The organism is Pseudomonas sp. NFPP25, assembly GCF_900116505.1.
Classification (GTDB): domain Bacteria; phylum Pseudomonadota; class Gammaproteobacteria; order Pseudomonadales; family Pseudomonadaceae; genus Aquipseudomonas; species Aquipseudomonas protegens.
The window spans coordinates 265744-289405 of the sequence record NZ_FPBG01000004.1 but is presented as its reverse complement, the minus strand read 5'-3'; the positions used below and the strand labels follow the sequence as shown (position 1 = coordinate 289405).

20 protein-coding genes are annotated in these 23662 nt (G+C 64.0%); 12 read left to right on the top strand and 8 right to left on the bottom strand.

The window, feature by feature from the left end; all coding sequences use genetic code 11:
• Positions 1–5: 5 nt before the first annotated feature.
• The 3 genes from tssK to tagH form a co-directional block, all read right to left on the bottom strand.
• The gene (tssK, locus tag BM382_RS17580; protein ID WP_011064251.1) at positions 6–1340 is read right to left on the bottom strand and encodes a type VI secretion system baseplate subunit TssK; all 1335 of its coding nucleotides are present in this window, start codon (positions 1338–1340) and stop codon (positions 6–8) included.
• 15 nt (positions 1341–1355) lie between these two features.
• Complete coding sequence (tssJ, locus tag BM382_RS17575; protein ID WP_011064252.1) at positions 1356–1862, bottom strand: type VI secretion system lipoprotein TssJ; 507 nt, start codon at positions 1860–1862, stop codon at positions 1356–1358.
• A gap of 64 nt (positions 1863–1926) precedes the next feature.
• On the bottom strand, positions 1927–3405 hold the full coding sequence (gene tagH / locus BM382_RS17570) for a type VI secretion system-associated FHA domain protein TagH (RefSeq protein ID WP_019093139.1): 1479 nt from the start codon (positions 3403–3405) through the stop codon (positions 1927–1929).
• Positions 3406–3797: 392 nt separating this feature from the next.
• On the opposite strand from tagH, the gene tssA reads away from it, so the two are divergent.
• From tssA to BM382_RS17510, 12 genes are all read left to right on the top strand, one after another.
• A complete protein-coding gene (gene tssA, locus BM382_RS17565) occupies positions 3798–4817 on the top strand; it encodes a type VI secretion system protein TssA (protein WP_011064254.1) in 1020 nt (339 codons plus the stop codon).
• An 81-nt stretch (positions 4818–4898) separates the two neighbouring features.
• Positions 4899–5414, top strand: a complete 516-nt coding sequence (gene tssB / locus BM382_RS17560; RefSeq protein WP_011064255.1) for a type VI secretion system contractile sheath small subunit — start codon at positions 4899–4901, stop codon at positions 5412–5414.
• A gap of 16 nt (positions 5415–5430) precedes the next feature.
• Entirely contained in the window at positions 5431–6924 is a 1494-nt protein-coding gene (tssC, locus tag BM382_RS17555) for a type VI secretion system contractile sheath large subunit (RefSeq protein WP_011064256.1), read from the top strand.
• Positions 6925–7042: 118 nt separating this feature from the next.
• Complete coding sequence (locus tag BM382_RS17550; protein ID WP_011064257.1) at positions 7043–7531, top strand: Hcp family type VI secretion system effector; 489 nt, start codon at positions 7043–7045, stop codon at positions 7529–7531.
• Positions 7532–7691: 160 nt separating this feature from the next.
• On the top strand, positions 7692–8207 hold the full coding sequence (gene tssE, locus BM382_RS17545; RefSeq protein ID WP_011064258.1) for a type VI secretion system baseplate subunit TssE: 516 nt from the start codon (positions 7692–7694) through the stop codon (positions 8205–8207).
• Positions 8204–10063, top strand: a complete 1860-nt coding sequence (tssF, locus tag BM382_RS17540) for a type VI secretion system baseplate subunit TssF (RefSeq protein WP_072443451.1) — start codon at positions 8204–8206, stop codon at positions 10061–10063. The genes tssE and tssF overlap by 4 nt, the downstream gene beginning before the upstream one ends.
• The gene (tssG, locus tag BM382_RS17535; protein ID WP_011064260.1) at positions 10027–11079 is read left to right on the top strand and encodes a type VI secretion system baseplate subunit TssG; all 1053 of its coding nucleotides are present in this window, start codon (positions 10027–10029) and stop codon (positions 11077–11079) included. The genes tssF and tssG overlap by 37 nt, the downstream gene beginning before the upstream one ends.
• Positions 11072–13747: a type VI secretion system ATPase TssH gene (gene tssH, locus BM382_RS17530; RefSeq protein ID WP_072443449.1), complete on the top strand. Its 2676-nt coding sequence runs from the start codon at positions 11072–11074 to the stop codon at positions 13745–13747. The genes tssG and tssH overlap by 8 nt, the downstream gene beginning before the upstream one ends.
• Before the next feature lie 130 nt (positions 13748–13877).
• Positions 13878–15815 (top strand): type VI secretion system Vgr family protein, encoded by a 1938-nt coding sequence (locus tag BM382_RS17525; RefSeq protein ID WP_072443447.1) that lies wholly within the window; start codon positions 13878–13880, stop codon positions 15813–15815.
• Between the two features lie 18 nt (positions 15816–15833).
• On the top strand, positions 15834–16259 hold the full coding sequence (locus tag BM382_RS17520; protein ID WP_072443445.1) for a DcrB-related protein: 426 nt from the start codon (positions 15834–15836) through the stop codon (positions 16257–16259).
• A 9-nt stretch (positions 16260–16268) separates the two neighbouring features.
• Positions 16269–20729: an RHS repeat-associated core domain-containing protein gene (locus tag BM382_RS17515; protein WP_072443443.1), complete on the top strand. Its 4461-nt coding sequence runs from the start codon at positions 16269–16271 to the stop codon at positions 20727–20729.
• Positions 20730–20744: 15 nt separating this feature from the next.
• Positions 20745–21371: a hypothetical protein gene (locus BM382_RS17510; RefSeq protein ID WP_019093145.1), complete on the top strand. Its 627-nt coding sequence runs from the start codon at positions 20745–20747 to the stop codon at positions 21369–21371.
• 19 nt (positions 21372–21390) lie between these two features.
• Here the strand turns inward: BM382_RS17510 and BM382_RS17505 are convergent, their stop codons facing one another.
• The 5 genes from BM382_RS17505 to BM382_RS17485 all read right to left on the bottom strand — a co-directional run bounded on the left by BM382_RS17505 (position 21391) and on the right by BM382_RS17485 (position 23577).
• Complete coding sequence (locus BM382_RS17505) at positions 21391–21654, bottom strand: hypothetical protein (protein WP_072443441.1); 264 nt, start codon at positions 21652–21654, stop codon at positions 21391–21393.
• A 53-nt stretch (positions 21655–21707) separates the two neighbouring features.
• Positions 21708–22142 (bottom strand): DcrB-related protein, encoded by a 435-nt coding sequence (locus BM382_RS17500; protein ID WP_011064267.1) that lies wholly within the window; start codon positions 22140–22142, stop codon positions 21708–21710.
• Positions 22143–22253: 111 nt separating this feature from the next.
• Positions 22254–22625 carry a hypothetical protein gene (locus BM382_RS17495; protein WP_015637490.1) on the bottom strand — a complete coding sequence of 124 codons (372 nt, stop codon included), beginning with the start codon at positions 22623–22625 and terminating at the stop codon, positions 22254–22256.
• Positions 22613–23137: a hypothetical protein gene (locus BM382_RS17490; protein ID WP_072443439.1), complete on the bottom strand. Its 525-nt coding sequence runs from the start codon at positions 23135–23137 to the stop codon at positions 22613–22615. The genes BM382_RS17495 and BM382_RS17490 overlap by 13 nt, the downstream gene beginning before the upstream one ends.
• A 164-nt stretch (positions 23138–23301) precedes the next feature.
• Positions 23302–23577: an HU family DNA-binding protein gene (locus tag BM382_RS17485; RefSeq protein WP_011064269.1), complete on the bottom strand. Its 276-nt coding sequence runs from the start codon at positions 23575–23577 to the stop codon at positions 23302–23304.
• Positions 23578–23662 lie beyond the last annotated feature (85 nt).

The window sequence follows — 23662 nt, the reverse complement described above, 5'->3', positions numbered from 1 at the left end:
GCGACTTATCCTCGAATGGCCCAGAAGGCCAGGTTCAAGCCCGGGAATTCTCCCGCGACGTGGAACGCGAAGCCGCCGGAGTGAACCAGTTGTTTCCAGTGCTCGCTGCCACGGTCCAGCTCGTAGTAGGTCGAGCCTGCGTGGTACGGCAGTTGCCGCGGCGCCACCGGCAGCGGCAGCAGGCCGATGCCCGGCAGCTGCAGGTTGACCAGGTCGCGGATGTGCTCCACCGAACCCACCTTGCTCTGCTGGGCGAAGCGCCCGCGCAGGGTTTCGCCCGGCACGTCGGCACGCACCACCAGGATGAAGCTGGCGTTCTCCAGCAGGGTGCGGTCGGCCAGCATCGCCACGTGTACGCCGTAGGCTTTCTCGACGATGGGGATCGGCGTTGCCTTGCTGTCGATCAGCATCGACAGCGCTTCACGCAGGGCCTGCATCACCGGGGCGAAACTCATGGCCAGCTCATCGTGCTGGTACTGCGGGTATTGCTCAGGGCGCCGGGCGCTGTGGGTGAAGGTCGAGAACTCGCCGGCCAGGCTCACCAGCTCGCTGAACAGGCGCTCGGGGTGCAGCGGGCTGATCTGGCTCAGGTGGTTGACCAGGGGCTGGGCGCGGTTCACCAGTTGCAGGAGCATGAAGTCGGCGATTTCCGAAGCGCCCCCCGCGCCCGATGCCACCACGCGCCCGGCCAGGGCTTCGCCGCGCTGGTGCAGCAGGCCCAGCAGCTCGCTGCGAAAGGCGCTCAACGGCTTGGACGCGGCCACGTCCAGCACCGGCGGAATGTAGCTGTCGTCCAGCACCAGAGCACGGTCGGCGCGTTTCTCCTTGACCCGCACCACGCCAATGGCGGCGTAGTCGCTGAGGCCGTCCTGGGCGGTGAGCAGGCGCAGGGCCCGAGAGCCCACGGCCACCGGCGCGCGGTTCTCGAACGGTGCGTTGTCGTCACGCACCTCGCGCACCTGGCTCAGGTAGCGGGCACCGCCCAGCTCTTCGCCCTCGTCCACGGTGTCCCGGGCGCCGGCGCGCTTGAGGGGCAGCGCCAGGTACACCAGGCCGTCACGCAGGTTGTCGTCGATGCACAACGGGCTGGGCGCCAGGTCGTCATGGGGAATGTTGAACGGCGTGCCGTCGGGCAGCAGGCCACGGGCGCTGACGATGGCCAGCTTGCCCTGGGCCAGCAGGCCCTGATCGATACGCAGCTCGGAGAACCCCCAGGCTCCCGTCGACAGCGGGCGGCTGCGGGCGTCGATGAGGTTTTCCAGGTAACGGTCATGCTGCTGGAAGTGCTGGGTTCCAATGAACATGCCTTCCGACCAGACCACGCGATTGTTCCAGGACATGGTTGCTCCGATTGCCTATTGGGCAGGGCTGGATGGGGATGCCACGAGCTCGGCGCTGACCGCGCGGACGTCGAGGACGATCTGATATTGGTTGCTCAGGCGCTGCGCGGTGTTGACCCCGACCCGCCACAGGGCCTGGTCCACTTCGCGATAGCCCACCAGCAGGCCGACCTGACGGGTGGCCGGGTCCAGGGTGCGCTTGAGGGTGAACTGGTCGCCGGGCTTGACCAGCACTTCATCCTGGTCGATCAGGTCCGGGCCGAGGGTAGCCGGCGCCCGCTCCGCCAGGGCGAAGTAGTCGGCGCGCATGAAGGTGGCCGGATTCTTCAGCTCGAAGATCCGTACCCGCACCGGCGTGCTCTGGCCATCAGGCCCGGGGTTGAGCCCGCTGACCGCCTGGAAATGCAGCTCCACAGTCGTGGCGCCGGGCGCTTCCTTGGCCGGTTCGCCGGGAGGTGGTGTGTCCTTGGCACAGGCCGCCAGTACCAGCATGGCAACCAATGTCAGCAATCGTTGAATCATCCTGCGTCCTCAATGACGTATCAGCTGTCCGTGTATCCGTGTTTTTCGGGTGTTCCAGGCGCGCTCAGGAACGGCGCAGCCGGTGGGTGTGTTCTTCATAGGCGCGGCTGAACTCACGACCGAAGAGGTCCTGGAAATCGTCCTGGGCCTCTTGGGAAATCTGTTTGTAGAGTGCAGTGAACTGCTGCCAGTTCTGCGCCTGGCGCGAGCCGCTGAACAGGTTGCCCAGGCCGCCGGGGCGAGCCATGCGAGCTTCCAGTTCAGTGGGCTCGAAGCGCCCCAGCAGGTGCTTGATGGCCGCTTCCACACCGGCCATGACCGCCAGCTGGTGGGCCCGCAGGTCATCGAAGCTGTCCTGCACGGCCTGATCCGGAGCCATGAATGCCTGGTTGCTGTGGCGCAGCAGCAGGAGCATGGCCTCGTCCACATTGGGGGCGAACTTCAGCGGGTTGTTTTCCACCGGGCGGATCATCGTCTGCTGCATGCGGAACTCGCCCTTGAGGCTGCTACGGGCACGCAATACATCGATCAGGCCCTCGACCATCAACCGGTAGCTGCGACCCAGGCTTTCCATCTGGGCCTGGGCCTGCTGCGGCTCGATACGCAGTTGATCGAGCCCGGCCCCGCGCAGGAAGGCCTGGAGCAGATCCCCCTGGGGGGCGACCGGGGCCGGCGCGGGCGTGACAACAGGAGCCAGCTCCACTTCGGAAACCACCGGTGCCACGGGCGCCTGGGCGATCGGCTGCGGCTGCGGCTGCGGCTGCGGCTGCGCGGGCTCTGCCGCGAACGAGGCCTGGTGGGCAATCGGCGCGGCAGCAACCACCGGCGGGGCAACCACGGGCGGCGCACTGGGCACTGGCGCAGGGCTTGCGGGCGTCGAGCCGAACAGGTCCCAGTCCTCCGGAATCACCGCCCCGCCCTGGGGCGCCGATGGCTCAGGCGGTGCCACGGGCTGGGGCACCGCGGTGGGGGTCGGCGGGCGAAAATCGTGCTGCTCGGCCGGCACGTGGTCCGGTTGGGTGGCCGGCGGGGTCGCGCTGGGGGCGAGAAAGTCGAACAGATCGGGAAAGGTGTCCTGGGCCGAGGCACCCTGGAAGTGCGCCACCGGGGCCATGGAAATCGGTTCGATGGGGGTCGGCGAAGCCGCCTGACGCCCCATCAGCGCCTCGAAACTATTGGAGCTGTCCCCGGAAAAGGGTTCAGCCCCCGGGCGGTTCAGACTGAAATCGATGCGCGCACTGATTTCATAATCGCCAATGCGAATAACCTCGCCATCTTCCAGAGGCTCGCTGCTACCCCGGCGCATACGAATACCGGCACGGACTAACTCCACACCATTAGTACTGTTATCGGTCAAATAATAACGGCCATCCTTGTATTGGATGACACAGTGCCGCGCGGAAACTAAGCGTTCGGGATCAGGAAGTACCCAGTCATTATCGGAACTGCGGCCAATTGCCATCATTCCCTGGTCCATTAGTTTTTCAGGGCATTGACCAGGGGTAATCTTGTGATAACTAGTGATAGTCAAACACAGCGACATCGCGCCTCCTTGCTGTACTTCCGCGTGCGAACCGGCGAAGGGAAAAAAGTTCCGTGAAAAAATGAAAAGTCCGCAAAAAATCCTTTAAACAGCGCCGTTCACAGCATGATCGCTTAACTTAAACTACACGCATGACAAAAGCTTTTCGTACCGCCCCGATCTGACTCGCCGGTCAAGGAGCTATAAGGCGACATAACACTGTCATGCGGGGCGAATAGCTTACCTTGACAAGGCACAACTACTACACCAAAAATGCACAACTTCTTGAACACGGATGATGGCTCACTAGTATCAACGAGTCCATATAAACCAAGAAATGTGCGCGAGTTCACAAACAAACTAGTGCATTAATTGCCTGACTGTCCTGCAGGCTGATAGGGAGATCAAACCAGGTGGATGTACCGATGTTGCTCGCCGCGGTTTCAGCAACTTCGCCTTGTGGCGAAGACCTGGAATATGACGCGGATTTCTTGCACTTGGAGCGGGCCGCACAGGGCCAGCCCGAGCGCAGCATGGGCGACTCGATCCTGCCGGCCGAGCCGCCGGACTGGCGCAGCATCCAGCAACAGAGCCTGGACCTGCTGGCGCGCAGCAAAGACCTGCGCATCACCCACTTCCTCCTGCAGAGCACCCTGGCCCTCGAAGGCCTGCCGGGCCTGGCCACCAGCCTCGAACTGATCGACGGCCTGCTCCGGGATTACTGGGCGGACCTGCATCCGCGCCTGGACGCCGACGACGACAACGACCCCACGGTGCGTATCAACGCCCTGGCCGGCCTAGCGTCCGACACCACCATCGGCCTGCTCCGCGAAGCCATCCTGACCCGTTCCCGGACCTTCGGCCCGGTGAGCCTGCGAGCCGCGCTGAACGCCGCCGGCCTGCAGCACTTTTCCGGCGAGAGCCTGGGCTCCGACCACCTGGCCGGCGCCCTGCAAGACAGCGACCCCGAGCACCTGGATGCGATTCGCAGCGCCTTGAGCGCAGCCCGCTCGGCGGCCGAAAGCATCGAGAAACAGGTCAGCGAACAAGTAGGCTCGGCCAGCGGTGTAGACCTCACGGCCCTCAAGCAACCCCTGCGCCTGGCGCTACAGGTGCTGGGCCAGCACGCCCCGCAAGGCGCGCAGAACGCGGTCGAGGAACACGCCGATGGGCCGTCCACCGAAGAGCCAGGTGCGCCCGCAGCGCCAGCCCCGGTACGGGTTTCCGGCGAGATCAGCAGCCGCGAAGACGTGCTGCGCAGCCTTGACCGGCTGCTGGCCTACTACAGCCGCCACGAGCCTTCGAGCCCGTTGCCGGTGCTGCTCAACCGGGCCAAGAACCTGGTCAACGCCGACTTCGCGGCCATCGTGCGCAATCTGATTCCCGACGGCATGTCCCAATTTGAAAACCTGCGCGGCCCTGAATCCGACTAACCCCGGAACAACCGAGCAGTATCGTCAGCGGCAACCACCGACCGACGCCAACACCGTCGCAGCAGCGACCAGGAGCACAACGTGGCGAAGCAAAGTTCTCAAAAGTTCATCGCGCGCAACCGCGCGCCCCGGGTGCAGATCGAGTACGACGTCGAACTCTACGGCGCCGAGAAAAAGGTCCAGCTGCCCTTCGTCATGGGCGTGATGGCCGACCTCGCCGGCAAGCCCGTGGAGCCCCTGGCGGCCGTGGCCGATCGCAAGTTCCTGGAAATCGACGTCGATAACTTCGACTCGCGCCTCAAGGCCATGCAGCCTCGGGTGGCCTTCCACGTGCCCAACGAACTGACCGGCGAAGGCAACCTGAGCCTGGACATCACCTTCGAGAGCATGGACGACTTCAGCCCGGCGGCCGTGGCGCGCAAGGTCGATTCGTTGAACCAGTTGCTGGAAGCCCGCACCCAGCTGGCCAACCTGCTGACCTACATGGACGGCAAGACCGGCGCCGAAGAAATCATCATGAAAGCCATCAAGGATCCGGCGTTGCTCCAGGCCCTGGCCAGTGCGCCAAAGCCTGCTGACTCCGAGCCGAACGCGTAAATCAGGACCAACGATCATGACCGAATTGATGCGTGACAATCAGGCGCAACCCGGCGCCACCGAGCAGGCCAGCGAATTCGCATCGCTGCTGCTGCAGGAATTCAAGCCCAAGACCGAGCGTGCTCGCGAAGCCGTGGAAACCGCGGTGCGGACCCTGGCCGAACAGGCCCTGGCGCAGACCGACCTGGTGTCCAACGACGCCATCAAGTCGATCGAGTCGATCATCGCCGCCATCGACGCCAAGCTCACCGCCCAGGTCAACCAGGTGATCCATCACCCGGAATTCCAGAAGCTGGAAAGCGCCTGGCGCGGCCTGCACTACCTGGTGAACAACACCGAGACCGACGAGCAGCTCAAGATCCGCGTGCTCAACATCTCCAAGCCGGAGCTGCACAAGACCCTGAAGAAATTCAAGGGCACGGCCTGGGACCAGAGCCCGCTCTTCAAGAAGATGTACGAAGAGGAATACGGCCAGTTCGGCGGCGAGCCCTACGGCTGCCTGGTGGGCGACTACTACTTCGACCAGTCGCCACCGGATGTCGAGCTGCTGGGCGAGCTGTCCAAGGTTTGCGCCGCCATGCACTCGCCGTTCATCGCCGCGGCTTCGCCGACCGTGATGGGCATGGGCTCGTGGCAGGAACTGTCGAACCCGCGCGACCTGACCAAGATCTTCACCACCCCGGAATACGCCGGCTGGCGCTCGCTGCGTGAATCGGAAGACTCGCGCTACATCGGCCTGACCATGCCGCGCTTCCTGGCGCGCCTGCCATACGGCGCCAAGACCGACCCGGTGGAAGCTTTCGCCTTCGAGGAAAACACCGACGGCGCCGACAGCTCCAAGTACACCTGGGCCAACGCCGCCTACGCCATGGCCGTGAACATCAACCGTTCGTTCAAGCATTTCGGCTGGTGCTCGCGGATCCGCGGCGTGGAGTCCGGTGGCGAGGTGGAAAACCTCCCGGCCCACACCTTCCCCACCGACGACGGTGGCGTGGACATGAAGTGCCCGACCGAGATCGCCATCTCCGACCGTCGTGAAGCGGAACTGGCGAAGAACGGCTTCATGCCACTGCTGCACAAGAAAAACACCGACTTCGCCGCCTTCATCGGCGCCCAGTCGCTGCAGAAGCCGGCCGAATACGACGACCCGGACGCCACCGCCAACGCCAACCTGGCCGCGCGCCTGCCGTACCTGTTCGCCACTTGCCGCTTCGCTCACTACTTGAAGTGCATCGTGCGCGACAAGATCGGCTCCTTCAAAGAGAAGGACGAGATGCAGCGCTGGCTGCAGGACTGGATCCTCAACTACGTCGACGGTGACCCGGCGCACTCCACCGAAACCACCAAGGCCCAGCACCCACTGGCCGCGGCAGAGGTGGTGGTCGAGGAAGTCGAAGGCAACCCCGGCTACTACAACTCGAAGTTCTTCCTGCGCCCGCACTACCAGCTCGAAGGGCTGACCGTGTCGTTGCGCCTGGTATCCAAACTGCCGTCCGCCAAGGGCGCCTAACCCATAACCGACTCAAACCTGCGGCCGCAGCCACAGGCCGCGCGAGGTCCCCAGGGCCTCGCGCAGCGGCGACAGAAGCTGAATCAACATCGTGGCAAGTGCCACACAGGGAGAAAACATGGCTGTTGATATTTTCATCAAGATCGGTGACATCAAGGGCGAGTCCATGGACAAAGCCCACAAGGACGAAATCGACGTGTTGAACTGGAGCTGGGGCATGTCCCAGTCCGGCAACATGCACGTTGGCGGTGGCGGCGGCGCGGGCAAGGTGAACATCCAGGACCTGTCGCTGACCAAGTACGTGGACAAGGCATCGCCGAACCTGATGATGCATTGCTCCAGCGGCAAGCACATCGACAAGGTGCGCCTGACCGTGCGCAAGGCCGGCGGCGAAAGCCAGGTCGAGTACATGATCATCGACCTGGAAGAAGTGCTGATCACTTCGCTGAGCACCGGCGGTTCGGGCAGCGATGACCGCCTGACCGAAAACATCACCCTGAACTTCGCTCAGGTGATGGTCGAGTACCAGCCGCAGAAAGCCGATGGCACCAAGGACGGCGGCCCGATCAAGTACGGCTGGAACATCCGCTCCAACACCAAGCGCTGATCCGCTTCGGTCGCCGCCCCGTGGCGGCGACCGGCCCGGCCTTCGCGTTGCGCCTGGCGCAACGCGAGGACGGTTGGCCAGGACCGCGTCCTCGTGAGTCTTTGGTTATGCCCCTTTTCGTGACGTCATGCCTGCGCAATCCGATCCTGGAGCGAACCCCTTGGTAACCGACATCGCCGCCCGCGATCGCTTGCAACCCTCCCTGCTGGATCGTCTGACCGACGATGAACCCGGCAACCTGAAAGAAAGCCCGGACAAACGCGTGCTGTCCCTGAGCCAGCTCAAGGCCTCGGTACTGCGCGACCTGGCATGGCTGCTCAACACCACTTCCCTGCTGGAAGCCGACGCCACCCTGCACACCCCCGCCGGTACTTCGGTGGTCAACTACGGCCTGCCGGCCCTGGCCGGGTACAGCGCTTCGAGCATCGATATCCCGGCCCTGGAGGCGCTGATCCACCAGGCCATCGCCACCTTTGAGCCGCGCATCCTGCGCAGCACCCTGCGGGTACGCGCACGCACCGCGCCCGGGGAAATGAACCACAACGCCCTGAGCTTCGAGATCGAAGGCGACCTCTGGGCCCAGCCGATGCCCCTGCGTCTGCTGCTGCAAACCGACATGGACCTGGAATCGGGCCACGTACGAGTGGTGCACGCCGACTCCCGGAGGCGCTCATGAACCCGCGCCTGCTGGAGCTGTACAACCAGGAACTGCACCACGTGCGCGAAAGCGCCGCGGAGTTCGCCAAGGAATTCCCGAAGATCGCCAGCCGCCTGACCCTGTCGGGCATGGACTGCGCCGACCCCTATGTCGAGCGCCTGCTGGAGGGCTTCGCCTACCTGACTGCCCGGGTGCAGCTCAAGCTCGACGCCGAGTACCCGACCTTCACCCACAACCTGCTGGAGATCGCCTACCCGCACTACCTGGCACCGACCCCGTCGATGACCGTGGTGCAGTTGCAGGCCGATCCCGACGAAGGTTCCCTGAGCAGCGGCTTCACCCTGGAGCGCGACACCAGCCTGCGCGCCGCCCTGGGCCGCGATACCCAGACCTGCTGCGAATACCGCACCGCGCACTCGGTGACCCTGTGGCCACTGCAAGTGGCCCAGGCCGAATACTTCGGCAACCCGTCGGCAGTGCTCGGGCGCCTGGCCGCCAGCGAGCCCAGGGCCAAAGCCGGGCTGCGCCTGACCCTGCGCACCGGCGCCGAACTGCCGTTCAACAGCCTGGCCCTGGACGAGTTGCCGCTGTACCTGAACGGCAATGACGAACAGCCGTTCCGCCTCTACGAACAACTGCTGGGCAACGTCTGCGCGGTGTTCGCCCGGGCCCCGGGCGGCGACTGGGTCGAGCGCCTGCCCCCGGACGCCCTGCGCTCGCGCGGTTTCAACGACCGCGACGCGGCGCTGCCGGTGGTGCCCCAGGCCTTCCAGGGCTACCGCCTGCTGCAGGAATACTTCGCCCTGCCCAACCGCTTCCTGTTCGTCGAATTCGCCCAGCTGGGGCGCGCGGTCCAGCGCTGCGCCGGCCAGGAGCTGGAGCTGATCGTGCTCTTCGAGCGCTTCGACCAGAGCCTGGAAGGCAGCGTCGGCACCGCTCAGTTCGTGCCCTTCTGCACCCCGGCGATCAACCTGTTTCCCAAGCGCCTGGACCGTATCCACCTGTCCGACCGGGTCAACGAGCACCATGTGATCGCCGACCGCACCCGACCGATGGATTTCGAGGTCCACTCGCTGACCGCCATCAGCGGCCACGGCACCGGCCCGGAACAGCCGTTCCTGCCGTTCTACGCCGTGCGCGATCCATCCCGCTACGGCCGCGACCAGTCCTACTACATCGTCCGGCGCGAGCCGCGGGTGCTGTCCAGCGACCAGCGTCGCAACGGCCCGCGCTCCACCTACATCGGCAGCGAATCCTTCGTCAGCCTGGTGGACAGCCAGCAGGCGCCCTATCGCCACGACCTGCGCCAGCTCGGGGTCAGCGCGCTGTGCACCAACCGCGACCTGCCACTGTTCATGAACACCGGCAACGGCAAGACCGACTTCACCCTGGCCGACAGCGCCCCGGTACAGGCCATCCGCTGCCTGGCGGGCCCGAGCCGGCCGCGCCCCAGCCATGCCCACGACGGCAAGGCCTGGCGCCTGATCAGCCAGCTGTCGCTGAACTACCTGTCCCTGAGCGAACAGGGCCAGGGCGCGGCGGCCCTGCGCGAACTGCTGCGGTTGTACGGCGACAGCAACGACGCGGCCCTGCAGTTGCAGATCGAGGGCCTGCGGGAAGTCAGCAGCAAGGCGGTGACCCGGCGCCTGCCGATGCCCGGGCCGATCGTCTTCGGCCGGGGCCTGGAGATCACCCTGGAGTTCGATGAAAACGCGTTCCGCGGCACCGGGGTGTTTCTGCTCGGCGCGGTATTCGAGCGCTTCCTGGCACGTTATGTGTCGATCAACAGTTTTACCGAGACGGTGATCCGTACCACCGAACGCGGCGAGATCATGCGATGGAAAGCCAAGCCCGGACGTCGTCCGACTCTTTGAATACGCTGACGGCGATGCACGCCGAGCCCTGGGAGTACGACTTCTTCCAGGCCCTGCGGCGTATCGAATGCCTGTCGCCGCAACTGCCGCGCTTCGGTCACTCCGTGCGCCTGGCGGACGATCCGCTGCGCCTGGGACAGCAGGCCGACTGCAGCTTCGCCCCGGCCACCCTGGCCTCGGTCACCCCCGGCAGCGACGGCGCCGCGACCCGCCTGGAGCAGTTCTTCTTCGGCCTCGGCGGGCCCAACGGGCCGCTGCCGCTGCACATCACCGAATACGTGCGCGAGCGCCAGCGCAACAACGCCGACAGCACCAGCAAGCGCTTTCTCGATGTGTTCCACCACCGCCTGCTGAGCCTGTTCTATCGGGCCTGGGCCGAAGCCCGGCCGACGGTGAGCCACGATCGCCCGGACGACGACTACTGGTCGGCGCGGCTGGCGGCGCTGTCGGGCCGGGGCATGCCCAGCCTGCTCAAGCAGGGTCTGATAGCCGACACCGCCAAGCTGCATTACAGCGGCCACCTGGCGGCCCAGACCCGCTACCCGGACGGCTTGCGGGCGATCATCAGCGAGTATTTCGGCCTGCCGGTGCAGATCGAGGAATATGTCGGCCAGTGGCTGGAGTTGCCCGAACGCAGCCGGGTCGGGGTGCAATCCCATCAGCTGGGGGTGGATTTCTGCCTGGGCAGCCACGTCTGGGACCGCCAGCACAAGTTCCGCATCCGCCTCGGCCCGATGAAACTGGACGATTACCTGGGGATGCTGCCCGACGGCCAGCAATTCCAGGAACTGGTGGCCTGGGCCGCCGAATACCTGGGCTTCGAGCTGGACTGGGACCTGAACCTGGTCCTGCTCAAGGACGAAGTACCCAAGCTGCAACTCAACGGCCGCCAGCGCCTGGGTTTCAACACCTGGCTCGGCCAACCCGGCAGCGATGCCAAGGATCTAATACTGGCCCGGCACTACGCCGACCTGGCCACTACCTCACGTACACCAAGGAGCACAGAGCATGGGTGAAATCAGTCGCGCGGCGCTGTTCGGCAAACTCAACAGCGTTGCCTACAAAGCCATCGAAGCCGCCACGGTCTTCTGCAAATTGCGGGGCAACCCCTATGTGGAACTGGCCCACTGGTTTCACCAGTTGCTGCAACTTACGGACTCGGACCTGCACCGCATCATCCGCCAGTTCAACCTGGAGCCGGCGCGCCTGGCCAAGGACCTGACCGAGGCCCTGGACCGCCTGCCCCGGGGCTCGACCTCGATCACCGACCTGTCGTCCCACGTCGAGGAGGCGGTGGAGCGCGGTTGGGTCTACGGCAGCCTGATGTTCGGCGAAAGCCAGGTGCGCACCGGCTACCTGGTGATCGGCATCCTCAAGACCCCGAGCCTGCGCCATGCATTGCTGGGGCTGTCCCGCGAGTTCGACAAGATCAAGGTCGAGACCCTGTGCGAGCGCTTTGACGAATACATCGGCGACTCGCCGGAAAACGCCCTGAGCGCCAGCGACGGCTTCAGTGCCGGTGCGGTGCCCGGCGAAGCCAGCGGCGCCATGGCCCCCAGCGCCCTGGGCAAGCAGGAAGCCCTCAAGCGCTTCACCGTCGACCTCACCGAACAGGCCCGCAGCGGCAAGCTCGACCCCATCGTCGGCCGTGACGAAGAGATCCGCCAACTGGTGGACATCCTCATGCGCCGCCGGCAGAACAACCCGATCCTCACCGGTGAAGCCGGGGTGGGCAAGACCGCGGTGGTGGAAGGTTTCGCCCTGCGCATCGTCGCCGGCGACGTGCCGCCGGCGCTCAAGGACGTTGAACTGCGCAGCCTCGACGTCGGCCTGCTGCAGGCCGGCGCCAGCATGAAGGGCGAGTTCGAACAGCGCCTGCGCCAGGTCATCGAGGACGTCCAGGCCTCGCCCAAGCCGATCATCCTGTTCATCGACGAAGCCCACACCCTGGTGGGCGCCGGTGGCGCCGCCGGCACCGGCGACGCGGCCAACCTGCTCAAGCCGGCCCTGGCCCGTGGCACCCTGCGCACCGTGGCCGCCACCACCTGGGCCGAGTACAAGAAGCACATCGAGAAAGACCCGGCCCTGACCCGGCGCTTCCAGGTGGTGCAAGTAGCCGAACCTTCGGAAGACAAGGCGCTGCTGATGATGCGCGGCGTGGCCTCGACCATGGAACAGCACCATCAGGTGCAGATCCTCGACGAAGCCCTGGAGGCCTCGGTCAAACTGTCCCATCGCTACATTCCCGCGCGCCAGTTGCCGGACAAATCCGTCAGCCTGCTGGATACCGCTTGCGCCCGCGTCGCCATCAGCCTGCACGCCGTGCCGGCCGAGGTGGACGATAGCCGCCGGCGCATCGAGGCCCTGGAAACCGAGCTGCAGATCATCGCCCGGGAACAGGCGATCGGCGTTGCCATTGGCAACCGCCAGGTCAACAGCGAGAACCTCCTGACTGCCGAGCGCGAGCGCCTGGCCGAGCTGGAAAGTCGCTGGGCACAAGAGAAGACCCTGGTGGACGAACTGCTGGCAACCCGCGCCCAATTGCGGGAAAACGTCGGCCTGGTGGACAGCGACGTCGGCGACGACAGCCGCGGCCTGCGGGAAAAACTGGTGGACCTGCAACAGCGCCTCAGCACCCTGCAAGGCGAGACCCCGCTGATCCTGCCGACCGTGGACTACCAGGCCGTGGCCTCGGTGGTCGCCGACTGGACCGGCATTCCAGTGGGGCGCATGGCCCGCAACGAGCTGGAAACCGTGCTCAACCTGGACCAGCACCTGAAGAAACGCATCATCGGCCAGGACCACGCCCTGCAGATGATCGCCAAGCGCATCCAGACCTCCCGCGCCGGCCTCGACAACCCGAACAAGCCGATCGGCGTGTTCATGCTGGCCGGCACTTCCGGGGTGGGCAAGACCGAAACCGCCCTGGCCCTGGCCGAAGCCATGTATGGCGGTGAGCAGAACGTCATCACCATCAACATGAGCGAGTTCCAGGAAGCCCACACCGTGTCCACCCTCAAGGGCGCCCCGCCGGGCTATGTCGGCTACGGCGAAGGTGGCGTGCTCACCGAAGCGGTACGGCGCAAGCCCTACAGCGTGGTGCTGCTGGACGAAGTGGAAAAGGCCCACCCGGACGTGCACGAGATCTTCTTCCAGGTATTCGACAAGGGCGTCATGGAAGACGGCGAAGGCCGCATGATCGACTTCAAGAACACCCTGATCCTGCTCACCACCAACGCCGGCACCGAGCTGATCGCCAACGTCTGCAAGAACCCGCAGGCGGTGCCCGAGCCGGAGGAAATCGCCAAGGCCCTGCGCCAGCCACTGCTGGAGATCTTCCCGCCGGCACTGCTGGGGCGCCTGGTGACCATTCCCTACTACCCGCTGAGCGACGAGATGCTCAAGGCCATCACCCGACTGCAACTGGGGCGGATCAAGAAGCGCGTGGAAAGCACCCACAAGGTGGATTTCGATTTCGACGACGAGGTCATCGACCTGATCGTCTCGCGCTGCACCGAGACCGAAAGCGGCGGGCGGATGATCGACGCCATCCTGACCAACAGCCTGCTGCCGGACATGAGCCGCGAGTTCCTCAACCGCATGCTCGAAGGCCGCGCCCTGGCCGGGGTGCGCATCAGCCAGCGCGACAACGAACTGCACTACGACTTCAGCGAGCCGGCCTGACCCCACGCCCTGCGCAGGAGCCGGCTTGCCAGCGAAGCGACCGCCACGGTGATGGACCTGGCGCCTTCGCGAGCACGCTCGCTCCTGCAGGGGGCTGACCTGGCACACCACGCATTCAACGAGACTGACGATGTTATTTCAGCAATCCACACGACTGGCACAGGTCAACTGCCCCCTGGGCCCGGACGTCCTGCTGCTCAAGAGCCTGGGCGGCGGCGAGGAGCTGGGGCGGCTGTTCGACTACCAGCTGCAACTGGCCTCCAGTGACGCCAACATCGACCTCAACCAGTTGCTGGGCAAGCCCATGGGCCTCAGCGTACAGCTGGACGGCGGCGGCCAGCGGTACTTCCACGGCATCGTCGCGCGCTGCAGCCAGAACATCGACACCGGCCAGTTCGCCAGCTACGAGGTGACGCTGCGCCCCTGGCTGTGGCTGCTGAGCCGCACCTCCGACTGCCGGATCTTCCAGAACCTGAGCATCCCGCAGATCATCAAGCAGGTGTTCCGCGACCTGGGCTTTTCCGATTTCGAAGACGCCCTGAGCCGCCCCTACCGGGAGTGGGAGTACTGCGTGCAGTACCGCGAGACCAGCTTCGATTTCGTCAGCCGGCTGATGGAACAGGAAGGTATCTACTACTTCTTCCGCCACGAGAAGGACCGCCACGTGGTGGTGCTGGCCGACGCCTATGGCGCTCACAGCAGCGTGCCCGGCTACGCCTCGGTGCCCTACTACCCGCGAGACGAGCAGCAGCGCGAGCGCGACCACATGTTCGACTGGCACCTGGCCCAGGAGGTGCAGCCCGGCTCGCTGGAGCTCAACGACTATGATTTCCAGCGCCCCAGCGCCCGGATCGACGTGCGCTCGGCCATGCCGCGGCCCCACAGCGCCGGCGACTACCCGCTCTACGACTACCCCGGCACCTACGTGCAGAGCAGCGACGGCGAGCACTATGCCCAGACCCGCATCGAGGCCCTGCAAAGCCTGCATGAGCGCATCGAGCTCAGCGGCAACGCCCGGGGGTTGGGGGTGGGCAACCTGTTCAGCCTCACCGGCTTCAGCCGCCAGGACCAGAACCGCGAATACCTGATCGTCAGCATCCGCTACTACCTGGTCCAGGAAAGCCTGGAGAGCGGCGCTGGCGGCGGTTCGGCGCAGTTCGAGAGCCACCTGACCTGCATCGACGCCCAGCAGAGCTTCCGCCCCCTGGCCACCACCCACAAGCCCATGGTCCAGGGCCCGCAGACCGCGCGAGTGGTGGGCCCGGCCGGGGAAGAGATCTGGACCGACCAGTACGGCCGGGTCAAGGTGCACTTCCACTGGGACCGCCACGACCAGTCCAACGAAAACAGCTCGTGCTGGATTCGCGTGTCCCAGGCCTGGGCCGGGAAGAACTGGGGCTCGATGCAGATCCCGCGCATCGGCCAGGAAGTCATCGTCAGCTTCTTGGAAGGCGATCCCGATCGCCCGATCATCACCGGCCGGGTCTACAACGCCGAACAGACCGTGCCCTACGACCTGCCCGCCAACGCCACCCAGAGCGGCATGAAGAGCCGTTCGAGCAAGGGCGGCAGCCCGGCCAACTTCAATGAAATCCGCATGGAAGACAAAAAGGGTGCGGAGCAGCTGTACATCCACGCCGAGCGCAACCAGGACATCGTGGTCGAGGTCAACGAAAGCCATTCGGTGGGCAACAACCGCAACAAGAGCATCGGCCACGACGAGTACGTGACCATCGGCAACAAGCGCACGCGCATCGTCCAGCACGTGGATGAGCTGACGGTGGGCGAGAAGAAGCTCGACAGCGTCGGCCAGAGCTATGTGATCGAGGTCGGCGAGCGCCTGCGCCTGGTATGCGGGGCCAGCATCCTGGAGCTCAACGCCAGCGGCCAGATCAACCTGTGCGGGGTCAACATCAGCGTGCATGCCTCGGCCGATGCCCAGATCAATACCGGTGGCGTGCTGCACCTGAACAACGGCGGCGGCCCGGGCACCACCACCGAGGGCCAGGGTGTGCAGGGCGCCATCAGCGCCAAGGCCAAAGCCCCCTTTTCCGCCCCCAAAGGCTAATGAACGGATGCCCATGCCATGACCTATCGCCTCAATGAATTGCAGTTCCAGCTGCCTGCCGGCGAACTGCAGGACGCCTCGATCAACATCCTCAAGTTCCCGGCCCTGGGCACTTCGCTGATCGTCAGCCGCAGCCTGCTGGGGGAAGGCGAAACCCTGGAGAGCAACCTGGCCAGCCAGCTGCAGCGGCTGGAGCAGCAAGTCCAGGACCTGCGCTGCCAGGCTCCGCAACCGGTGCAGCTGGGCCCGGCCCAGGACATCCAGGGCCTGGAGCTGCGCAGCCAGTTCAACAAGGGCAAAGAACAGGTGTTCCAGTTCCAGCTGGCCCTGGTGCTGCCCGGCACCCGACAGATGCTCGCCATGAGCTACGTCAAGGCACAGAAGCTCGGCGACGCGGAAGCCGCCCATTGGGCGCAGATCAAGAACACCCTGGTGCTGGGCTGAGGCAGGGCCATGTCTGACGCACTGTGGGCCGCCCGCCTGGGCGACGGGCTGGAACACACCTCGATGATGGCCGACATTCTCGGCGGCGTGCTGGAGGTGGCGGCCAACGTTGCCATCGGCGCCCTGGCGACCATGGCAGTAGCCGCGGCGGCAGGCATCACCGTGGCCACCGGCGGCCTCGGCGCCTGTGTGCTGGGGCTGGTGGTGGGCGTCGTCGTCGGTGTGGTCATGAGCAAGACCGGAGCCGACAAGGGCCTGAGCAATTTATGCGAGGGCATCGCCAACGCCCTGTTCCCGCCCTCGATCCAGGCCACCATCGCCAGCGGCTCGAAAAAGGTCCTGACCAACAACAAGCCGGCGGCCCGCGCGGCCGGCATCGCACCGCCGACACAGATCAGCGGCGACGGCGCCGAAGAAGGCGAAGCCACCGACACCCCGTCGGCAACGCCCGAGGAAGGGCCCGGTTTCCTCGACATGGCCAAGGAGTTTTTCTCGCAGATGTGGCGGCCCACCGTGGCCTCCCCGGCGCCAGGCTCCCAGACCAAGGAACTGGACCTGGTGACCTGCACCAAGCACCCGCCGATGCCGGTGCAGTATCTGGCTGAAGGCTCGGAAAAGGTCAGCATCGACGGCCAGCCGGCAGTACGCAGCGGCGACCGCAGCACCTGCGATGCCAAGGTAGTGTCGGCCGGGCCTATCTCCCCGAACGTGACCATCGGCGGTGGCTCGGTGGTGGTGCGCGAGATCCGTAGCGGCAAGACCCCGGGGGTGGGCCTGGCGGTGACCGTGCTGATGATGCTCAAGGGCGGCAAGGGCAAGTTCCTCAGCAACCTGCCGTGCATGCTGATGGCGGGGGTCAATTCCTTTGTCGTCAGCCAGGCCACCAATGCTTTGACCCAGGCCGTCGTCGCCTCGACCCACCCGGTGCATGCAGCCACCGGGGCCAAGGTGCTCGGAGCCGACGACGATCTGGATTTCACCCTGCCCGGGCTGATGCCCATCGAATGGCAACGCTTCTACAACAGCCGCGACGAACGTCGTGACGGCCTGCTCGGGGCCGGCTGGAGCTTGCCTTACGAGATCAGCGTCCAGATCGAGCCCCACCCCGAAGGTGGCGAGCGCCTGCTCTACATTGATGAGCAAGGACGCCGCATCGACATGGGCTCCATTGCCCTGGGTGCAGGAGCCTTCAGCCCCGGTGAAGGCTTGAGCGTGCGACGCAACGAGAACGGACAGTTGCTGATCGAAAGCGGCGACGGTATCTACCGTCTGTTCGAGCCGCTGCCGGGCGACTCCTCGCGGCTGCGCCTGAGCCAGCTGGGGGACCGCAACGACAACCGTCTGCACCTGGAGTACGACTCGTCCGGACGCCTCTGGCTGCTGCGTGACACCTTTGAACAGGCGCAGCTCGAACTGAGCTACAGCACGCTCTGGCCCGGTCGGATTGCCCAGGTCGAACGGCTGTACCCCGACCAGCAACGGGAAGTGCTGGTCAGCTACGACTACGATGCGGCAGGAGACCTGGCACAGGTGCGCGATAGCGAAGGCCAGGTACAGCGTCGCTTCGCTTATGACGCCGGCCACCGGATGACCGAACATCAATTGGCCACCGGGCTGCGCTGCTTCTATCAATGGACACAATTTGCCGACCAGCAGTGGCGAGTGACCCGTCACTGGACCGACGAAGGCGATAGCTATCAGTACGACTATGATCTGGAGGCGGGAATCACCCAGGTCACCGACAGCCTGCAACGCCTCAGCCGCCGCCGCTGGAACAGCCAGTTACAGATCGTCGAGTACACCGACAACCTCAACCAGACATGGGCCTTCGAGTGGAACGATGAGCGCCAACTGCTCAGCGCCACCGACCCCTTGGGAGGACGCTATGCCTACAGCTACGACGAAACCGGCAACCTGATAGCCGAGACCGATCCTCTGGGGCACAGCCATTCGACCTTGTGGCTGGAGCACTGGTCGCTGCCACAGACCCTGACCGATCCCGCCGGAGAAAGCTGGCACCTGCGCTACGATCCCCGGGGCAACTGTATCGCCGAAGTAGACCCGCTGGGCCAGGTGACCCAGTACCGCCATGACGCACACGGCCAGGTGGTAGAGATCATCGATGCCGCGGGAAGAAGCCGGAAGATGCGCTGGAACTCGTCCGGGCAACTGCTTGAACACCTGGACTGCTCGGGCTATCCAACCCGCTTCGAATACGATCGACGCGGCAACGTGAAAGCAATCATCGATGCCCTTGGCGAGCACACCCGGTTCCATTACGACTGCCAGGGACGGTTGCTGAGCAGCCAACTGGCCGATGGGCGCGCCGAGCATTTTCAACGCAGCAGCAACGGCCAGCTACAGGGCTACACCGACCCTTCCGGCTACACCACGCTCTACCAGTACAACCGGCGCGGGCAGATACGCCAGCGCATCGACGCTCACGGCCGACAGGTCCGGTTCGACTATGACGCGTACGGACGGCTGCTGGCGCTCACCAACGAGAACGGCGAAAGCTATCGCTTTGCGTGGGACGCCGGCAACCGCTTGAGCGAACAGCAGGACCTCGACGGCAGTGCCAAACGCTATGGCTATGACCTGCTGAACAACGTCGTCGAACTCCAGTCCCACCCCGCCCCTTATGGCACCGGGCTGAGTGCCGTGCCCGTGCAACCTATCGCGCCGATCATCCACCGGTTCGAGCGCGATGCCGTGGGGCGGCTGCTGGCCAAAATCACAGACGATGGCCGCAGCCAATACACCTACGACCCCTTGAACCAACTGACCGCCGCCAGCTTTACCGACAACCTCGGCAACCAGCAGGCACTGAGTTTCAGCTACGACGCCCTGGGCCAATTACTCGAAGAACACACCGTGGCCGGCAGCCTGATCCATCGATACGACGAACTGGGCAATTTGACTCAGACCCAGCTACCGGACAAGCGTTGGCTCAACCGGCTCTATTACGGCAGCGGCCATCTGCACCAGATCAATCTCGATGGCCAGGTAGTCAGCGACTTTCAACGTGACCGCCTGCACCGTGAGGTGCTGCGCACCCAGGGTCAGATCAGCACTCGCAGCGAATACGACCGTTGTGGCCGCCTGCGCGCACGCCTGCAGCATTCCAGCCTGCTGGCAAACACCTTGCCAACAGCCCCGGAGCGACACCTGGAGTACGACGATAGCGATAATCTGGTGGGCCTGGCCGAACGACATGCCACCGGGCAACATCGGCAACTGTTCCATTACGACGCGACCGGGCGAATCATTGCCAGCCAGGACGGCCTGCAGGGCCAGAAAGAAACCTTCGCCTATGACGCCGCCGCCAATTTGCTTGATGGCCCGAAGGCGGGCGCCGGGCTGGTGGTGCACAACAAATTGCTGACCTACCAGGACAAGCGCTACCGCTACGATGCCTTCGGGCGAATGATTGAAAAACGCAGTGGTCGGCGAGGCGTGCAACGTTTTGCCTACGACGCCGAACACCGGTTGATCGAAGTGCGCAATCAGACCTCCAGCGGCGAAACCCTGGTCAGGATGCGCTACGACGTCTTGGGTCGCCGCATCAGCAAGAGCGAGTACGACAGCCAGGGCAACCTTCTGGGTGAAACGCGATTCGTCTGGGATGGCCTGCGGCTGCTGCAGGAACAGCGTAATCAACAGACCAGCCTCTATGTCTATGAAGACCTGGGACATGCGCCCCTGGCGCGGGTCGACGGCCTCGGCGCGCAGCAGAAGATCCGCTACTACCACAACGACCTGAATGGCCTGCCTCAACAGCTTTGCGAGCCTGACGGCCATAGCGTCTGGCAGGCCCGCTATCAGGTCTGGGGCAATACTGTCGAAGAAATACGCGAGCCCTACTACATCGAGGAACAGAATCTCAGGTTCCAGGGCCAGTACCTGGACCGCGAGACTGGATTGCACTTCAACACGTTCCGTTTCTACGACCCGGATATCGGGCGCTTCACCACGCCGGACCCCATCGGCCTGGCCGGAGGCTTGAACCTTTATCAGTACGCTCCCAACCCAATCGGTTGGATCGATCCGCTGGGCTGGATCTGCAAATCGGCCTACAGCGGTAGAAGGGGCACTACAAAAGCCAAAGCTGACCTCGAGAGGAACGGTTTCACTGTGGTAGGTGAAGAATTGACCATGAAGGTCAAACACCCTGTCACCCAGAAGTCCTATCGCATCAGGGCAGATATCATCGCCAAGGACAAAGCCGGCAACTACCACGTGTTCGAAGTCAAAAATGGCAGCGGCAAACTGACCAAGAACCAACAGGGATCGGGAATGTTCGACATGAGCAATCCGGCCAATACGAACGGTGGCCTGGGCGGTGGCCTGATCAAACCGTCGGGCGCTACCCAAGGCCAGTTCGAAGTTGCGACCAAAACCGCCAGAGGTACCCAGTTCGGTGGCAATGGCGCACAGCATTCGGCCACCTTCTGGCTTCTTCGCTATTGAACGAGTAATCGAGAAATGAAAGCAGACACCAAGGAATTGCGCAGCAACTTTGAAAAGGCACTCCAGCTTTTTTTGAAGAGCGAGCTCTCGGGTTACCCCGGAGTAAAAGTCACCAAGAACAAAGTGGTGGTTGCACAGAAAGAATCGGGCGCCGTGGCGACCCTGCATTTCGAATACCTGGCCAACACCCGCGCCTACGAAATCCTCATCTTCGTCGAACACCCGGCCCTGCAGGCCGAGATCGACCAGATAAACCCGCCCTACCCGTCCAACCTGGCCAATCCGAAATTTATCTACAGCTTGTCGACGGTCAGTGAAAAAGCTGCCTGCCCGCTACTGCCCGTGACAGAGCAAGGTATTGAAAATACCTGCCAGGTGATTCTGCGCCAGCTCCAGGATGTTCACCTGCCTATTCTGTTCAACCTCTTCAACGTCAGCCCCGCGCTGGTGAGCGATGTCATAGACAGGCCAAAGTATTACTCCTATCCGGTCCCACTGATTTTCATCGCCTTGAAAACCAACAAAATCAAACCGGACGACGAAACGCTAGCGAAGATCATGAGCGAGCAGACCCTGGGCTACACCGGTCATCAGGACCTGAAAGAGTCGTTCAACAAGCAACTACTGGCAGCACTAAACTGAGCGCCTGTTGGAGGCCGGGTCAAATCGCCGAGCCGCGATTCTTGCCCGGCCTGATGATCAGCAACGCGTCCAGCTCGCGCTTTCTGGCGCGGCTGACGAACGCCAGCGCGGCCTGCAGATCCTGTTCGAACTGTTCGAAGGTCGCGCGCTCGATGGCGTAGTACTCCTCGTAGTCGACCACCCCAAGGCTCACCGGAAAGGTCAGGTAGTACTGGCCGGTGGATTCCTCGATGCCCATCGAGAACATCTCCTCGCGACTGACGAACAGATCGTTGAACTTCATGCGGTTCCTAGAGTTCGGCTACCGGGCAATGCGCCTCAGGGCAGGTTGACCGATCAGGCTTTCGAAGGCTGCGGCTTGAGGCTCTGCATGGCCTGTTTCCAGGCCGGCTCATGATGCACCAGGTCGTTGACCGTGGTGGTCAGGGTGGTGATCAGCACGGCCGGCTTACGCTCGATGAAGACCTGGCGCAGCATCAGCTCGCGCCCTTCGCGTTTCCAGCTGTAGTCCAGCAGCACGGCGGCATGGCCTTGCATGTCGAAGTCCCAGCGCTTGATCAGGTTGAAACCTGGCAGTTGCTGCTCCGCAGCATTCAGCTGCGCGGCGACATAATCGGCAAAGGCGGCGTCGCCCTGGCTCGGGTCGCGGCTGATGACGAAGCTGGCTTCCTGGGCACCGCCAACGGCTGGCAGCTTGAAGATATTGATGCTCTGGTCCTGCCAGGCGTCAGGAATATCGAGATCGGCTTCTTGAATGCGGTAGGTGGACAAGAGTTTGGCGTTCCATGCTGAAAGGGTGATTCGGAGAGTGGCAAATATTCAGGCAACGGCCGGCAACAATCAAGGAACCACTCGGCAACTCTGCGCAGCGGCCGTGGCCCCTCAACGCGCTTCCAGGCAGGACGCGTAGGCACGGGCGAAGCCTTGATCGAACTTGAGGGCCTGGGGTTCTTCGGGGTCGATGCTGACGTTCCACAGGGCCTGCTGCGGCACGTCGTAGCGGACCCAGCCGATGGTCCCGCTGCCGGAGGTTTCGTAGAACAGCTGCAGGCTCAGCTGGTCGCCATCGTCGCGGTCGATCAGCAGCTTGAGGTGCTCCGGGGTGGTGAAGTCGCGGTAGGGAAAATCGCTGCTGCGCACCAGTTCGGTGAGGTAGCCGTAGCAACCCTTGCCCGGGTTCGATTCATCCGCCAGGGCGGGCGTGGCCGCGCAGGCGATCAGCAGGCCCAGGCCTGCCAGGTTCAGGTACCGCATGATTGCCCCTTGAGGGTGAGGGTTTCGACCTGGTCGTTCATCTCGATGCGCGCCAGCACCTGGCGGTCGTGAGACTCCTGGTACTCGCTGAAATTGTTGCGCTTGAGGATGTTCAGGGTGACCCGGATATGAGCGCCGGTGTTCTGGTACTCGCTGCGTTCCAGGCCCTGGGCGGCGCCGGTGAGTTCCACCAACTGGCCGGCGGTCTTGAGGTAAAGAAAGCGCTGGTCCACTTCCACCAGCAGGCGCGGAGCCTTGGGCGCTACGCTGTAGTCCTCGCGGGCCAGGGAATAGCCGCAGAGCCAGGCGCCGGAACTGTCGTATTTCTGGCTGTGGAACCAGCTGAGGGCCTCGCGATAGCCGATCTGCTCCAGTCGCGAGTCGTTGCCGGCAGCGGCCGATGACAGGCCAAGGCTGAACAGGCAGCCCACGATCAAGGCAACTAAACCGGGGCTTGCCAGGCCGTGCAGCAGGGCGGCCCATGAAAGGGGGCTGTCAGTGGGGCGGGTCATCCTTGGCCTTAGATCAAAAATCGAACGATCGCGCATCCTAGCCACGCCAAAGCGGCTTCGCAAGAACATCTGCGGGCAAACGGCAGGCAAAAAAATAGGCACCCGATGCGCTCGGCGTGCCTATTTCCCCTGCGTGCTCCCGCTGCCGGGAGCCCGCTCAATGCTTATGGGTTGACGCTGTCTTTCAGCGACTTGCCCGGTTTGAATGCCACGGTGTTGCTGGCCTTGATCTTTACCGGCTCGCCGGTCTGCGGGTTCTTGCCGGTGCGGGCGCCACGGTGGCGTTGCAGGAAGGTGCCAAAACCAACCAGGGTGACGCTGTCTTTGCGGTGCAGAGCCCCGGTGATCTCTTCAAGAATGGCGTTGAGCACGCGATTGGCCTGCTCTTTGGTCAGGTCCGCTTTTTCAGCAATGGCTGCGGCGAGTTCTGGTTTACGCATAGTGTGAAGCCTCTTTGACGGTTTTTTGTTGTTATGTCCGTGCTGTTCACGGGAACAGCGCCCAAGGCGCCGCAGGCTCTACGCT

Excerpts from the sequence above, each read along its gene's own strand:
- BM382_RS17490 (WP_072443439.1), bottom strand. The coding sequence starts at position 23,137 with ATGACCCGCCCCACTGACAGCCCCCTTTCATGGGCCGCCCTGCTGCAC.
- tssF (WP_072443451.1), top strand. The coding sequence starts at position 8,204 with ATGAACCCGCGCCTGCTGGAGCTGTACAACCAGGAACTGCACCACGTG.
- BM382_RS17495 (WP_015637490.1), bottom strand. The coding sequence starts at position 22,625 with ATGCGGTACCTGAACCTGGCAGGCCTGGGCCTGCTGATCGCCTGCGCG.
- tssJ (WP_011064252.1), bottom strand. The coding sequence starts at position 1,862 with ATGATTCAACGATTGCTGACATTGGTTGCCATGCTGGTACTGGCGGCC.
- tssC (WP_011064256.1), top strand. The coding sequence starts at position 5,431 with ATGACCGAATTGATGCGTGACAATCAGGCGCAACCCGGCGCCACCGAG.
- BM382_RS17485 (WP_011064269.1), bottom strand. The coding sequence starts at position 23,577 with ATGCGTAAACCAGAACTCGCCGCAGCCATTGCTGAAAAAGCGGACCTG.
- BM382_RS17510 (WP_019093145.1), top strand. The coding sequence starts at position 20,745 with ATGAAAGCAGACACCAAGGAATTGCGCAGCAACTTTGAAAAGGCACTC.
- BM382_RS17525 (WP_072443447.1), top strand. The coding sequence starts at position 13,878 with ATGTTATTTCAGCAATCCACACGACTGGCACAGGTCAACTGCCCCCTG.
- BM382_RS17550 (WP_011064257.1), top strand. The coding sequence starts at position 7,043 with ATGGCTGTTGATATTTTCATCAAGATCGGTGACATCAAGGGCGAGTCC.
- tssK (WP_011064251.1), bottom strand. The coding sequence starts at position 1,340 with ATGTCCTGGAACAATCGCGTGGTCTGGTCGGAAGGCATGTTCATTGGA.
- tssG (WP_011064260.1), top strand. The coding sequence starts at position 10,027 with ATGGAAAGCCAAGCCCGGACGTCGTCCGACTCTTTGAATACGCTGACG.
- BM382_RS17515 (WP_072443443.1), top strand. The coding sequence starts at position 16,269 with ATGTCTGACGCACTGTGGGCCGCCCGCCTGGGCGACGGGCTGGAACAC.
- BM382_RS17505 (WP_072443441.1), bottom strand. The coding sequence starts at position 21,654 with ATGAAGTTCAACGATCTGTTCGTCAGTCGCGAGGAGATGTTCTCGATG.
- tssH (WP_072443449.1), top strand. The coding sequence starts at position 11,072 with ATGGGTGAAATCAGTCGCGCGGCGCTGTTCGGCAAACTCAACAGCGTT.
- tagH (WP_019093139.1), bottom strand. The coding sequence starts at position 3,405 with ATGTCGCTGTGTTTGACTATCACTAGTTATCACAAGATTACCCCTGGT.
- BM382_RS17520 (WP_072443445.1), top strand. The coding sequence starts at position 15,834 with ATGACCTATCGCCTCAATGAATTGCAGTTCCAGCTGCCTGCCGGCGAA.